Annotated in this window: 9 protein-coding genes; 5 read left to right on the forward strand and 4 right to left on the reverse strand. The window is 70.8% G+C overall.

The genetic code is table 11. From position 1 onward, the window contains the following. Nucleotides 1-10: 10 nt before the first annotated feature. Together ACFWF2_RS07320 and ACFWF2_RS07325 are read left to right on the forward strand one after the other, a co-directional pair. Nucleotides 11-181 (forward strand): DUF2613 domain-containing protein, encoded by a 171-nt coding sequence (locus tag ACFWF2_RS07320; protein WP_022566695.1) that lies wholly within the window; start codon nt 11-13, stop codon nt 179-181. Next, nucleotides 162-4541 carry an alpha-(1->3)-arabinofuranosyltransferase gene (locus tag ACFWF2_RS07325; RefSeq protein WP_379305719.1) on the forward strand — a complete coding sequence of 1460 codons (4380 nt, stop codon included), beginning with the start codon at nt 162-164 and terminating at the stop codon, nt 4539-4541. Before ACFWF2_RS07320 ends, ACFWF2_RS07325 begins: the two co-directional genes overlap by 20 nt. Here ACFWF2_RS07325 and ACFWF2_RS07330 read toward each other — a convergent pair. Next, nucleotides 4521-5711 carry an acyltransferase family protein gene (locus tag ACFWF2_RS07330; RefSeq protein WP_379305563.1) on the reverse strand — a complete coding sequence of 397 codons (1191 nt, stop codon included), beginning with the start codon at nt 5709-5711 and terminating at the stop codon, nt 4521-4523. The genes ACFWF2_RS07325 and ACFWF2_RS07330 overlap by 21 nt on opposite strands. 146 nt (nt 5712-5857) lie before the next feature. Here ACFWF2_RS07330 and ACFWF2_RS07335 point away from each other — a divergent pair, with 146 nt between their 5' ends. After that, the gene (locus ACFWF2_RS07335) at nt 5858-7057 is read left to right on the forward strand and encodes a DUF3068 domain-containing protein (RefSeq protein WP_379305565.1); all 1200 of its coding nucleotides are present in this window, start codon (nt 5858-5860) and stop codon (nt 7055-7057) included. A gap of 207 nt (nt 7058-7264) precedes the next feature. On the opposite strand, the gene ACFWF2_RS07340 is transcribed toward ACFWF2_RS07335, so the two are convergent. Continuing rightward, nucleotides 7265-8632 (reverse strand): polysaccharide biosynthesis protein, encoded by a 1368-nt coding sequence (locus ACFWF2_RS07340; RefSeq protein WP_379305567.1) that lies wholly within the window; start codon nt 8630-8632, stop codon nt 7265-7267. 415 nt (nt 8633-9047) lie between these two features. Here ACFWF2_RS07340 and ACFWF2_RS07345 point away from each other — a divergent pair, with 415 nt between their 5' ends. Beyond that, nucleotides 9048-11363 (forward strand): hypothetical protein, encoded by a 2316-nt coding sequence (locus ACFWF2_RS07345; protein WP_379305569.1) that lies wholly within the window; start codon nt 9048-9050, stop codon nt 11361-11363. On the opposite strand, the gene ACFWF2_RS07350 is transcribed toward ACFWF2_RS07345, so the two are convergent. After that, nucleotides 11329-12498, reverse strand: a complete 1170-nt coding sequence (locus ACFWF2_RS07350; RefSeq protein WP_379305571.1) for a glycosyltransferase family 4 protein — start codon at nt 12496-12498, stop codon at nt 11329-11331. The genes ACFWF2_RS07345 and ACFWF2_RS07350 overlap by 35 nt on opposite strands. 152 nt (nt 12499-12650) lie before the next feature. On the opposite strand from ACFWF2_RS07350, the gene ACFWF2_RS07355 reads away from it, so the two are divergent. Further along, nucleotides 12651-13523: a class I SAM-dependent methyltransferase gene (locus ACFWF2_RS07355; RefSeq protein WP_379305573.1), complete on the forward strand. Its 873-nt coding sequence runs from the start codon at nt 12651-12653 to the stop codon at nt 13521-13523. On the opposite strand, the gene ACFWF2_RS07360 is transcribed toward ACFWF2_RS07355, so the two are convergent. Further along, nucleotides 13451-13747, reverse strand: coding sequence for a hypothetical protein (locus ACFWF2_RS07360; RefSeq protein ID WP_379305575.1), 297 nt, complete (start codon nt 13745-13747; stop codon nt 13451-13453). The two genes, ACFWF2_RS07355 and ACFWF2_RS07360, sit on opposite strands and share 73 nt — an antisense overlap. Nucleotides 13748-13793 lie beyond the last annotated feature (46 nt).

Here is a 13793-nt window from a genome sequence, read left to right on the forward strand (position 1 = left end):
GGAGTGCGCGATGAAGTTTGCTGTTCCGGCTGTTGCCAGCGCGGTCGGCGGCGCCCTGCTGAGCGCAATCGCCGTCTTCGCGATCACGGCAGCGGTGCAGCAGAACACGGCGCCCTCGATCGACCGCAGCGGTGACAAGGACTCCTCGCTGCTCAACGCCCCTGAATACGGCAGCCGCTGAGTCCGACGCCGGCGCGTCACGCCCCCTACTAGCGGGGCAACCGGACACGGCTCCACTGGGTTGGCGCTGGTTCGTCGGCACGGTCGTAGCCGCCTTCGTCCTGACGTTCGCGCAGGCGCCAGGGCTCACCGTCGCGGACACCAAATACGACCTCGCCCAGAACCCGCTGGGTTTCCTCGCGCGGGCATCGCACCTGTGGAGCAGTCAGGCTCCGATGGGCCAGGTGCAGAACCAGGCCTACGGCTACTTCTTCCCGCACGGCACTTTCTTCTCCGCCGGGCATCTGCTGAACCTGCCCGCGTGGGTGACTCAGCGCGTCTGGTGGGCGCTGCTGCTGCTCGCCGGCTTCTGGGGCATCGTCAAGCTGTGCGAGACGCTGGGGATCGGCGCGCGCGGGTCGCGGGTGATCGCCGGTATCGCGTTCGCGTTGTCGCCGCGGGTTCTCACCACACTCGGCTCGATCTCCTCGGAAACGCTGCCGATGATGCTGGCGCCGTGGGTGCTACTCGCGCCCGCCGCGCTCGGTGTCGCGGTACGGAATCGACGCGGCGTCGGGGCGACCGCGCCTGGTGAACGGAGCGCGCGGGGCGACCGGGATGCGGGAGCGATCGCGCGCGGCGATCAGGGCGCGACAGGAGCCGCCCCCGACGACCGGGGTGCCGCAGCAGACGCCAACGGCGATCAGGGTGAGGGTGACTCGGACCGGACAGTGCGGCGCGGTGGCGCGCTCTCTCCAGCCGGTAGTGCGCTCGCGCTGGCATTGATGGGGTCTGTGAACGCCGTCGCCACGGTGGCCGCGTTCCTGCCCGCCGCGCTGTGGTGGGCTTCGTATCGGCCGAATCGGCGGTGGTGGCGGTTCACGGCGGCCTGGATTCCGCTGCTGGTGCTGGCGACTTTCTGGTGGGTGGTGCCGCTGCTGCTGCTCGGCAAGGTCAGCCCGCCGTTCCTGGACTACATCGAGTCCTCGGGGGTGACGACGCAGTGGGCCTCGCTGAGCGAGGTGCTGCGTGGCACGGACAGCTGGACGCCGTTCGTGTCACCCGAGCGCATCGCGGGCGCGGTGCTGGTCACCCAGCCCGCTGCGGTGCTGGCGACCGGGTTGCTCGCCGCGGCGGGTATGGCCGGGCTGGCCCGCTCGTCCATGCCGTACCGTGGCCGGTTCGCGCTGATCCTGCTCGTGGGTCTGGCCGGGATCAGCGCCGGGTACGTTGGCGAGCTCGGTGGCCCGTTCGCCGAGTCGGTGCGGGTGTTCCTCGACTCGGGCGGCGCGCCGCTGCGCAATGTGCACAAGCTGGAGCCGCTGATCCGGCTGCCGCTGGTGATCGGCCTGGCGCACCTGCTCGGCCGGGTGCCACTGCCCGCCTCGGTGCCGCGGCGGGAGTGGCGCAACACGTTCGCCCACCCCGAGCGGGACCGGCTCGTCGCCGTCGCGGCCTTGATCCTGGCCGCGCTCACCGTCGCCACCTCGCTCGCGTGGACCGGCAAGCTCGCGCCGCGCGGCGCCTACGACGAGGTGCCCGCGTACTGGACCGAGACCGCGGACTGGCTGGCCGACAATGCCGCCGACACCCGCGCGCTGGTCGTGCCCGGCGCGCCGTTCGGCAGCCAGATCTGGGGACTCACCCGCGACGAACCGCTGCAGGCCCTGGCGAGTACGCCCTGGGCCGTGCGCGATTCGGTCCCGTTGAACCCGCCGGGCACCATCCGCGCGATGGATTCGGTGCAGCGCCTCATCGCCGATGGCAGGCCGTCGACCGGACTGGCCGCCACGCTCGCCGACCAGGGCATCGGCGTTCTGGTGCTGCGCAACGATCTCGATCCCGAGACCTCGCGATCGACCCGGCCGATGCTGGCGCACCGCGCGATCGAGGGGTCGCCGGGCCTGACGAAAGTCGCCGAATTCGGTGACCTGATCGGGCCGCGCGCGGCGGACGCCGGGCTGGTCGTCGACAACGATCTGCAGCCCGCCTATCCGGCGATCGAGATCTACCGGGTCGAGGTGCCACCGCCGGGCACCCCGGTCGACGTGCGCGGCGGCACCGGCGCGCCGCCCGGGTTCCCCGGCGCGTACACCGTCGCGCTGGATTCGGTGCCGGTCGTCCAGGGCGGCCCCGAGGTGCTGGAGCGGATCCGGCGCGATACCGGAAACCCCACGGCCCCTGTGCTTCTCGCCGCCGATGCCGCGCGCGCCGGGCTGCCGCCGAAACCGACGCTGCTGACCGATACGCCGATGGACCGCGAGGCCGACTTCGGCCGGGTCGACAATCACAACTCCGCGGTACGCGCCGCCGACGACGCGCGCCGCACCCACAATCTGGTACCCGACTATCCGGTCGACGGCACGCCGCTGGTGCGCGGCGAGTGGTCGGGCGCGAAGGTCACCGCGTCCAGCTCCGCGGCCGACGCCACCCAGATCGGCGGCTCGGCGCCAGGCAGCTCCACCGCCGCCGCTGTCGACGGCGATCCGAGTACCGCCTGGATCAGCAACGGAGCCGAATCCGCACTCGGACAATGGCTCCGGCTCGATCTCGACAAGCCGATCACGACCGGCTCGCTGCGCTTCACCACCACGGCGGCCGCGCTGGGTGATCCGGTGAAGTGGGTGGAGGTCCGCACCTCGCGTGGCACCGTGTCGGCGCGGATCACCGAACCCGGTGCGCCCGTGACGGTCCCGCTGCCCGCGGGCAAGACCGACTGGGTGATGATCACCGCCGCGCGGACCGAGACCGGCACCAGCGGTGGTCAATTCGGGATCAGCGAGCTCACCCTCGACGACTACACGGTGCGGGACGCGCCGGTACGTGTCGATATCCGGCATCGCGTCGTGCTGCCCGATGTCGCGCCGGGCATGAAGGTCACCGGATGGGATCTCGGGCAGGAGTTCCTCGGCCGCAGTGCGTGTTTCGACGGTCCCGACCGGGTGCACTGCAGTAAGGGCCTCGGGCTGCCCGCCGAGGAGCCCGGCGTCTTCGGCCGCACGCTCTCGGTCCCCGAACCGCTCACCGCCACCACCGAGCTGACCGTCCGCACCAGGCCCGGCCCCGCGCTGGAGGCACTGCTCACCGACCACACCCGGCCGGTGGCGCGCGGCAAGGCCGATGTCGCCGACCTGCGCGGCGCCGCGTTCGCCGCCACCGACGGCGATCCGAAGACCACCTGGACCGCCCCGGAATCGACCGTCCGCGGTCTCGCGGGCGCCAAACCCACACTGGTGCTGGAACTTCCGGAACCCACCGAAGTCACCGGGCTCGACCTCACCACCGCGCTCGGCGGGCTGCCCGCGACCGCCACCGCCGTCATGGTGAACCTCGGCAACGGCCCGCAGTTCCGTGAACTCCCCGAGCGCGAGCACGGCGAGCCGGCCCGGATCTCGCTGTACCCCACGGTCACCGACCGCGTCGAGATCAGCATCCAGAGCTGGAACGAGGTGCTCGACCGCACCGCGCTCGGCTTCGTGCTCTCCCAGCCCGCCGGACTCGCCGAGGTGGAGGTGCTCGGCCCCGAGTACCCGGCGCCCGCCGCGGGCGATCGGCTCGTCACCATCGACTGCGCGGACGGGCCGGTGATCGCGATCGGCGGCCGCACCGTGCACACCACCGTCACCGCCACCGCCGACGAACTCCGTTCCGGCGCACCGGTTTCCGCGCGGGCCTGCGTGGAGGACGCGGCCGATATCGAGCTGCTGCCCGGGCATCCCGACCTCACCGTCGCGCCGACCGAGCTGTTCACGGTCGACCGGCTGCGGTTGATCCGCACCGATCCGGTCGCGCCGGCGCCCACCGCGCCCGGGACGCAGTTGCTCGTCCTGCCGCTCAGCACGAATGTCGGCTGGGAGGCGCACACCGCCGACGGGCGGGAACTGTCGCCGGTGGTGGTCGACGGCTGGCAGCAGGCGTGGGTCGTCCCGGCGGGCACGACCGGGGAGATCACCGTGTCGTTCCCGGCCGACCGCTGGTACCGGCTGGCGATCTTCGGCGGCCTGCTGCTGTTGATTCCGCTGGTGCTGCTGGCGATTCCACGGCGGCGCGAGGTGCCCGATGCCGGTCCGGCGCCGGTGACCTGGGGTGTTCGGTGGGCCGCCGCGGTCGGGCTGACCGGTGTGGTCACGGTGGTGTCGGGGCCGGTTGGCGCGGTGTTCACGCTGATCGCGCTGGGTTGTAGTCGCTTCCGGCCCGTGCTGACGGCCACGGCACTGCCGTGGGTGGCCGGGCTCGGGACGTTGATCTCGGCGGCCGTGCTGTCGACGGGGACGTGGCGTTCGGGGACGCCCTATATGGGCGGCTCGCTGTGGGCGCAGGCGCCCGCCGTCATCGCTGTCATCGCGGTCGGTGTCGCGGCGCTACCGCGTCGACGGCGCTGACCCGGCGAGCCGCTCGGCCTGCTTGCGAGCGGCCGCGGCCCGGTCGACGCGCCGCGCCAGCCGACGTGCCGGGTCCTCGATCAGGGCGAAGCTCGCGGCGGCGAGCGGCATGGTCAGCGCGGTGGTCAGCACGAGGACATAACCGAACTGGCCGCTGAACGGCAGGATGCCGAACACCGGGAAGACCATGGTCAGCACGACGAGGTGCCAGAGGAAGATGCCGTAGGACCAGCGGCCGAGGGTGAGGGCGGTCGGCGATTCCAGCCAGCGGTGCGGTGGCGCGTCGGCCGGGCGCAGGACCAGCGGGGCGAGCAGGCCGAACCCGATGATCATGCCGAGCAGCATCTTCATCGCGTACTGCCACGGCTCGGCGCGTTCGAGACCGGCCGGACCGCCGAACTCGGTCGCCGAGACGAGGAACGCGGCCAGCGCCAGCGCCCACATCAGCGGCTGCGACGAGAACAGCCTGCCCCACCAGGCGCCGGGCCTGACCTGATGGATCAGTTCGGCGAGCACCATGCCCGCCGCGAACCACGGCAGGTAGCCGGGCAGCCAGTTGTCGGCGTGGATACCGTCCGGCGTCGGCACCGGCCACAGATTCCAGGTCAGGCTCACCGCGATCAGCCCGCAGAGCACGGGCACCCGCAGGCGAGCCGTCGGCCCACGCAACCACACGATCGACCAGGCCAGCAGCGGCAGCACCAGATAGAAGGCCACCTCCACCGACAGGCTCCACATCTGGGTGAGACCCTCGGTCAGCGTCAGCGGGACGAATACCTGGAGCAGGAACAGATTCGACACCCACACCCGCAGGTTCGCCGACTGCGCCGCGCCGGGCAGCAACAGCAGCACGAACACCACGACGGCCCAGTACGCGGGCACGATGCGCATCAGGCGATGCAGCAGATAGCGGCCGGTCGTCGGCGCGGTGCCCATGCCGTGCGCCACCGCGGCGTGCGGGCGCCACAGCAGGAAACCCGACAGCGCGAAGAACACCGCGACCGCCATGTCGAAGCGCTCCAGGATCGGGCCGAGCACCGCGACCTTGCCGGTTCCGGTCTGGAACGCGACATGGGTGAGCAAGACGCCGAGCGCGGCCATCCCACGCATGCCTTCCAATGCGGGGATGAAGGCGCGCGGAGCGGGAACGGGAGCGGTGGCGGTTGTCATCGCTTCCCATTTTGCCCGGTCGGCGATTTACCGGGCGCAGCGCCGCACTCTGTAAGGCCGGGCTGTTAGTGTCGGGGCTCACGAGGGCCTAGGGTGCAATACCAGACCAGCGGAGGATCCGTGTTCGAACGACGAGGAGAGTTTGCATGGCACTGAGTGCCGGTACCAGAAGGACGGTCGCCTGCGTGCTCGTGGGTCTGGGCGCGGCATTACTCGTCGCCGCGCTGATGATCCCCACCTACACCGTGAGCAAGGTGGCCAAGACTCCGCTCGACCTCGAGATCACCACGATCGCGGAGAATCAGAAGGGTGAGGACAGCCTCGTTCTCGACTCCAAGTCGCTGACCACCGGCGACGGGCCCGCCGTCGTGAACAAGGACGTGCCGCTGATCTCCCAGCGCTTCGTCACCGTCGAGGAGCCCTCCGACGCGAACGATATGACGCTGCAGGCAGGCCAGACACTGCGCCGCACCGACGTGCAGGGCGACACCGGCCTGCTCACCGCGACCATCGACCGGGTCACCATCTCGCGCACCACCGGCATGCCCGTCGACACCGAGCCCAACGGCTCGATCGCGGTCACCGTCAACAAGGACGGCAGCGTCATGGAGCCGGTGCAGCACACCGGCCTCGGCTACCGCTTCCCCATCGGCACCGAGCAGAAGACCTACCCGTACTTCGACATCAACGTGCGCAAGTCCTTCGACGCGAACTTCATCGAAGAGACCGAGATCAACAGCACGAAGGTCTACCACTTCCAGATGACCGCGCCGGTCACCAGCACCTGGGACGTCGTGCAGGCGCCTGCCAACCGGCTGACCCTGCCCGCGTCGAAGTGGGGCGTGACCGACGTCCCCGCCGACACCCCGGTCACCATGACCCGCTACTACACCAACGTGCGTGACCTGTGGGTCGAGCCGCAGACCGGCACCGTCATCAAGGGCGGCGAGTCGATCCACCTGTTCTACGCCCGCTCGGCGGACAAGCCCGAGGTGACCGCGCTCAAGTCGCACATCGTGTTCGACGAGGCGACCGTCGAGTCGCAGATCGCGATCGCCAAGGAGAACACCGACAAGCTGTCGCTGTTCGGCCGCATCGTGCCGATCGTGTTCGGCATCCTCGGCGTGATCGCCCTGATCGCCGGCCTGTTCCTCGGCCTGCGCGGCGGCAGCGCCCCTGCCCACGCCAGCCCGCGCGGCACCCGTCCGACCCCCGCTCCGACGGCGGCCCCGGACGAGACCCCCACCTCACGGTGGGACGCCGACGACGACGCGCCGACCACCCAGTTCCCCCGCGGTGAATACGACGCGCCTACCGAACAGATCGACATCGACAAACGTCGCTGAGGACAGTGCTCCGAGAACGGCCCCGGTCATCGTGACCGGGGCCGTTCTTCGTGTGAGCGGTGTTGATGGTGGATTGTCCACAACCAACCGCAGGGGATGTGAATGGCTGTGGAGCACAGGCCGGTCCCGCAGTTCGGACGAAGCTGAGGCACGGATGTCGCGGGGCGACCGAGCGGGATCGCGGCAGTCCGAGCGGAGTCCGTGGACCTACGAGGCGGTTCCGCTGGTGACGGTGGGCGCCGAACCAGGGGCGGTGCCGCGGGCGGCGGTGCGCAGGACGACGACCGCGACGATCACGGTGGTGACGGCGGCTACCGAGACGGCGGTGGTGATCAGGGTGCCGATCGTGCGCGCGAAGGCGAGCATCAGGGTCACCTCGAGGGCCAGGCCGATCCAGGTGACGGCGGCGAGGGCCGTACGTTCCACGGCGATCGCGGAAAGCAGGGCGCCTTGCAGGACCGCCAAGATCGCGCCGTGCAGGGCGAACATCCACAGCATGCCCTGGATGGGGGCGTAATCCTGCCCGGCGAACAGCGGGGCGAGCGGGGCTGCCAGCGCGGCGCCGATCACCGCGACGACACCGATCACCGACAGCACCGAGAGCGCATCGCGGATCGCGCGGGCCGAATGCGCGGGTTGGGCCATGCGCGGATACAGCACGACACCGACGGCCTGCGGCAGCCAGAACGCGATCTTCGTGGCAATGGTGCCCAGTGAGTAGCGGCTGGCGTCGACGTCGTCGAGGACGATGCGGACCACGATCAGATCCACCGAGGACAGCGCCATCAGCGCGGCCTGCACCTGCACCGCACGCAGCACCGGAAGAACACCGATCGCCCGGCTCGCACGGGCTACGGCCGGTCCGCGCTTCGATCCGCCCGTGCCTTCCTGCGCTGACAGCCCGCGATCCGTAGTGGCCGAGCCCGCGTCCGCCGAGAGGGCATCATCGGTTCCGCCCGCGCCTGTCCGCCCGGGTGCCCCAGCCAATTCGCCCGATTGCGCGCCGGACCCGGCAAGGGTCGACCTGTCCGATTCGGCCGCGAAATCGTGCGCTCGCGCAGTCGATCGGGCGATGCGGCCGGCGATGATCGCCGCGCACACGATGCCCGCCGCGCCTGCCCACAGTGCGCCGGCCGCGCCGCCGCCGAGGGCGAGTGCGACAAGTGCGGGTGCCACGCGCGCCGTCCCGGCCATCGCGAGCACCGTGGCCAGCGCACGGAAATGATTGCCGCCCTGCAGGATTCCTTGTTCGCCGGACAGCACGACCAGCGCGGGTGCCGCACCGAGCGCGCCGGCGGCGGCCCACACGCCGACGTGCAGCACCCCGGCGACCACCGGCACCAGCACCACGGCGACCGCGGCGACGAGCGCGGCGCAGCGCCACTGCATCGACCGCACCGCGCGCAGGTCGGCACCGAGGACGACCTCGCGCGCCACCACGTTCTGCATGGCCAGGGCGGGGACCGCGCACAGCAGCTGCACCGCGAGCAGGCTCGCGAACTCGCTGTACCCGGCGACGCCGAGCCAGCGGCCTGCCAGCAACTGCAGCAGGTACCCGGCGACGTTGGCGGTCATCGCGCCGGCCGTCACCCAGGTCAGGTCAGCAACGACAGGGGGGCGACGGACCGAGGACACGCCCCATCGTCGCACCTCGACGCCCTTCGCATCACCACTACCCCGAAAATGTGAGTCCGACCGGACTCACCTTGCCCGCTACAGGCCCGCAGCCCCCGAGAACGGGCCTCGGTCGCCTCATGAGCCGCCTCCGCATCGAGCAGGCCCACGGCGGCACCTGGACGCGGCGCCCCACTACGACCCGACAGCCCGACGACCCGGCGACCCGGCGACCCGACAGCCCGACGACCCGACAGCCCGACGACCCGACAGCCCGGCGACCCGCCGGTCCGGCGACCCGACAGCCCGACGGACCGGTGGACGGGCCCGGCCCGCCGGGCCGCTGGGCGAGCGACGGGACGTAAGGTGCAGTGGCGTGACGGGAGATAGGCGTGCGAGGGCCTGGGTGGCCGGATATTGCGCACTGCTCACACTGATCATCGTCGGACCGCTGGCCGGATCGGGATACCTGCTGCTCCGCGACGCCGTCAGCACCCCACGCTCCTACCTCACCGATTCCGCCCTCGGCCTCGGTGCCGCCGCCCCCCGAGCCGTCCCCCAGGACGCCCTGCTCGCCGTCCTGTCCCCGGTGATCGACGGCGGCCTCCTGGTGAAGGCGATCCTGATCGTCGCCTTGTGGGCGGCCGGTTACGGCGCCGCCGTCCTCACCCGCGAATTCCTCGCCGCATCGACCCCCGCCCAACTGGTAGCCGCCACGCTCGCCCTCTGGAACCCCTTCGTCGCCGAACGCCTCCTCCAAGGCCACTGGAGCCTCCTCGCCGGCTACGCCGCCCTGCCCTGGACGGCACTCGCCGCCGTCCGCGTCAGGCGAGCGACGCAACGCCACCGCCCCCTTACCGGCACCAGAACGGACACCAGCGCCGTAGCAGACACTGACACCCGCACTCCGACAGCTGCTCCCGCGAATGCGAGCGCCGATGCCGACGCGAGACCAGATGCGGACTCGAGCGTGGGTGCGAGCGACAGCGCAGTCGCCGGCCCGAGCGGGGGCGAGGACGCGGGGGCGAGCGCGGGTACTGATGCAGCTACCAGCGTGGGTGCGGAGACCGATGCCGACCCAGGTGCACGAACCGACACCCATCCGGGCACAGATGCCGCTGCCCATGCGGGTGTAGGTGCCGCCACCCACGCGTGTGCAGGTGCGGACACCGGAAAGGGTGGAAGTCCCTATGTACAGGCAGATTCGCGCGCACCGCGCAGGGCTGGGTGGTCGGGCCCAGCCGGGTCCGGCGGCCGCGGCGAGTTCTCTGTAGGCCGCGGTTCGTTCGGCGCGTGGGCGGCGCTTGCTGCGGGTTTTGCGGCTGCCGGGCTGACGCCGACGGGGTCGCTGCTGGCCGCGATCATTGGGCTCGCGCTGGTCGGGCGACGCGCTTTCCTGCCCGCCACGGTCCTGTGGATCGCCACCTGTGCGCCGTGGCTGACGGCGACGGCGCTGGGGTCGGGCGCGGAGCCGTCCGATCCGGCGGGGGTGTCGGCGTTCGCGGCCAGGGCCGAACCGTGGCTCGGCACGCTGGGCAGTCTCGCCGGGCTGGGTGGGATCTGGAACAGCGAGGCGGTGCCTGCGACCCGGACGACCCCGTTGGCGCTGGTCGGGACGGTGTTGTTGCTCGGTATCGTCGCGCTCGGAGTGCGCGCCGTATGGGCGCTGGGGCGGGATGGCCGGACATTGCTGGTGATCGCGGCCGTGGCGATCGTGCTGCCCGCGCTCGGAGCGACCAGTGCGGGGCTCGCGGTCGGCGAGTGGCTGGTTGTGAACGTGCCAGGGGCCGGTCTGCTGCGCGATACACAGAAGTACGTGGCGCTGGCAATGCCCGCGTACGCGCTGTGCGCCGCGGCCGCGTGCCGGACAGTGGTGACGTGGTGGCACCGATATGTGGCCGATCACTCCGAGGCAGATCCCGGTCGTGCGGCGGACACCGGTCGTGCGCCGGATTCCGGTCATGCGGCGGACACCGGTCATGCGGCGGACACCGGTCTTGCAGCGGACACCGGTCATGCGGCGGACACCGGTCTTGCAGCGGATGCGCGACCACGCACTGCCGTAACCTCCACTGTCGCCATTGTTTTCATCGCGCTGCTGGTCCTGCCACTGGCCGACCTGGCGTGGGGAGTCGGCGGCAAGATGCGCCCTGTGCATTACCCCGCAGGCTGGGCGCAGGCCGTCGACCGCATGGACACACCCGGTGACGTCGCAGTCCTCCCGGCCGGCATGTTCCGCCGATTCCAGTACAGCGGAACAGCTCCCGTCCTCGACCCGGCCCCGCGCATCCTCCCGAACGACGTGCTGCAAACCGGTGAACTCCGGGTCCGCGGCTATGCCGTCACCGGCGAGGGCAATCGGGCTCGCACCGTCGAGGACGCACTATTGCGTGGCGCGACACCCGCCGAGATCGCCGCACTCGGCGTCGGCTGGATCGTCGTGGAGCGCTCCACCCCCGGCCCACTCGGCGACTCCGACAAGACCATCGCCGCAGCGGAATTGGCCTATCAGGACACCGACCTGGCGCTGTACCGCGTTCCTGGCCACACCCCCACCGACATCGCAACGCCCGCGCAGCGGTTGATATCGGGATCGGCTCACATCCTGTGGGCAGTCCTGCTTGTCGGTGGACTTGTCACCGCGGCGCTACGTCGAGTCAGCCCTGAGCGGGCGGGGCGACCAACCCGGTGACGAAAGCACCACGGGCAGCGGCGGACAGCACTTCGTAAACCCCGGAACCTGTTTGCTCCCAGGAGAATTCATGGGCACGCGCCCGCGCCTTCTCGCCCATCATCAGCCGGGTATCCGGGTCGGCAAGCAGGTCACCGGCCGCTTCGGCGAGTGCCGGCGCGTCGTCGACGAGCAGCCCGGTGACGCCGTCGACGATGGAGTCGGTGAGCCCGCGCGAGCTGCGGTACCCGATGGTCGGCACCCCGTGCTGGGCCGCCTCGATGACGGCAAGACCCCAGCCTTCCTTGCGGGAGGGCATGACGTGGACCCACGCGGTCGACAGGATCTCGTGCTTGCGGCGTTCGTCGACGTGCCCGTGGAAAGTGACGGCGTCGGCGATGCCGAGCTCGTCGGCGCAGGCACGCAGGTTCGGCGCCCACCAGCCGTCGCCGATGACGTCGAGGTGCACGTCGGGGAACCGCTGACGCAAGGCGGCGACGGAGGTCAGCGCGTCCTCGATCTGCTTGTGCGGAACCAGGCGGGACAGGACGGCGATGCGCGGATGGTCGGCGCGCGTGGTGTCGGCGCCTGGCACGACCTCGGCGGGCACCGGTTCGGCACCGTTGCGGACGACGGCGATGCGCTCGCGGTCGACGCCGAGCACGGCCAGCTCCTCGGCCGAGGGCAGCGACACGGTGAGGTACTGGTTGGCGCGGTGCACGCGCGGTGACAGGCGCGACTCGATCCACCAGCCGATCCGCCCGACCAGCTTGCCCGCGACCGGCCACTGCTCCCGGTGACCGTGGTGCACCAGCACCACCGAGGGCACGCCGGTGGCTCCCGCGAAGAAGGGGATGCCGTTCTGGGTGTCGATCACGACGTCGGGGCGCACATCGCGCAGCGGCCCGATCCCGAGCCGACCGGCCATGATGGCGACCAGCGCCCGCGGATACACGGTGAACCGGCCACCGGCGCGGCTGATGTCGATGCCGTCGATCCGCTCACGCCGGGGCGCACCCGGATAACCGGCCGTACGCAGGGTGACCTTGATGCCGCGCGCGGCCAGCTGGGCGCCGACCTGCTCCAGGTACCGCTCGCTGCCGCCGCCCTGCGGGTGCCCCGTGTCACGCCAGCACAGCAGGAGGACTTCACGCACGGTCGGGCTCGCAATCGGGTCGGTCGAGGACAAAGGTCGGCACCCACCCTAGCGGGTGTGTTCTGCGCGACACATCGATATCACCGCTACCGTCCCGCTGTGTCGGCGGACCACGCGAGCACCCCCGGTGACGCTGCCCATAAACTCTGCCCGTGCCGACCGCATTCCTGCCGAGTATCGAGCAGCACGTCCAGCGTCGCGACCAGTCCAGGTTCGCGCGTCGCGCGACGCTGCGCCGCTCGCTGCGGCTGCTCACCAGCTTCCGGTTCGAGCAGTCCGACCCGGCCAGGTTCTACGGCGGCATCGCCACCGACAGCGCCGACCTGATCGGCGACTTCTACGCCGACATCGCAGGCCGCGACCTCACCGGCACCGTCGTCCTCGACGTCGGCGGCGGGCCCGGCTACTTCGCCGACGAGTTCACCGCGGCGGGCGCGCGCTACGTCTCGGTCGAGCCCGACCCATCGGAAATGCACGCCGCCGGCCTGCGGGTCTCCGGTTCGGTCCGCGGATCGGGGATGGCATTGCCGTTCCGCGACGATGCCTTCGACGTCTGCTTCTCCTCGAACGTGGCCGAGCACGTGCCGCAGCCGTGGGTGATGGCGGAGGAGATGGCGCGCGTGACCAAGCCCGGCGGCCTCATCGTGTTCTCCTACACGGTGTGGCACGGGCCGTTCGGTGGTCACGAGACCGGCCTCTGGCACTACCTCGGCGGCGAGTACGCGGCCCGCCGGTACCTTCGCAAGCACGGGCGCGAACCCAAGAACAGGTTCGGCAGGTCACTGTTCGCGGTGACCGCCGCCGACGGCTTGCGCTGGGCGGCAACGACTTCGGCCGACGTGCGAACAGTATTTCCCCGCTATCACCCGCGCTGGGCGTGGTGGCTTGTCCGGGTTCCGGTGATCCGCGAGCTATTGGTGAGCAACCTGGTGATCGTCGCCACCAAGGTCGATCAGCCCAGCCAGCTCAATCGGCGGGACCGGCGGACAGGTTCCGGTAGCGCGCTGGCCCACGGCGACTCCTGAATCGCCAGGCCGACGGTCTCCAGCGTGGTCAGTCCGACCTGATCGGCGAGCACCCCGACCATCGCGACCACCTCGGCGGCCTGGATGGCGGCAGTTGCCTGCTCGATCGTGAGTGTGCGGCCCGGCAGGAATGACACAACCCATCCCCCACTGCCCACACTCTTCGCTTGATGGTCGGTCTGGTCGCTGGTCATCAACGATCGGCCGATCACTTGCACAGCCATGAGTCGGTCTCCCCAATTCGCTGTAAAGGTCTGATGAATCGAGCGA

It is taken from the genome of Nocardia sp. NPDC060259, assembly GCF_042728775.1.
Taxonomy (GTDB): Bacteria; Actinomycetota; Actinomycetes; order Mycobacteriales; family Mycobacteriaceae; genus Nocardia.

What these genes read in the sequence shown, in the direction of transcription:
- ACFWF2_RS07335 (WP_379305565.1), top strand. Translation starts at nt 5,858, where the DNA reads ATGGCACTGAGTGCCGGTACCAGAAGGACGGTCGCCTGCGTGCTCGTG.
- ACFWF2_RS07320 (WP_022566695.1), top strand. Translation starts at nt 11, where the DNA reads ATGAAGTTTGCTGTTCCGGCTGTTGCCAGCGCGGTCGGCGGCGCCCTG.
- ACFWF2_RS07330 (WP_379305563.1), bottom strand. Translation starts at nt 5,711, where the DNA reads ATGACAACCGCCACCGCTCCCGTTCCCGCTCCGCGCGCCTTCATCCCC.
- ACFWF2_RS07340 (WP_379305567.1), bottom strand. Translation starts at nt 8,632, where the DNA reads ATGACCGCCAACGTCGCCGGGTACCTGCTGCAGTTGCTGGCAGGCCGC.
- ACFWF2_RS07360 (WP_379305575.1), bottom strand. Translation starts at nt 13,747, where the DNA reads ATGGCTGTGCAAGTGATCGGCCGATCGTTGATGACCAGCGACCAGACC.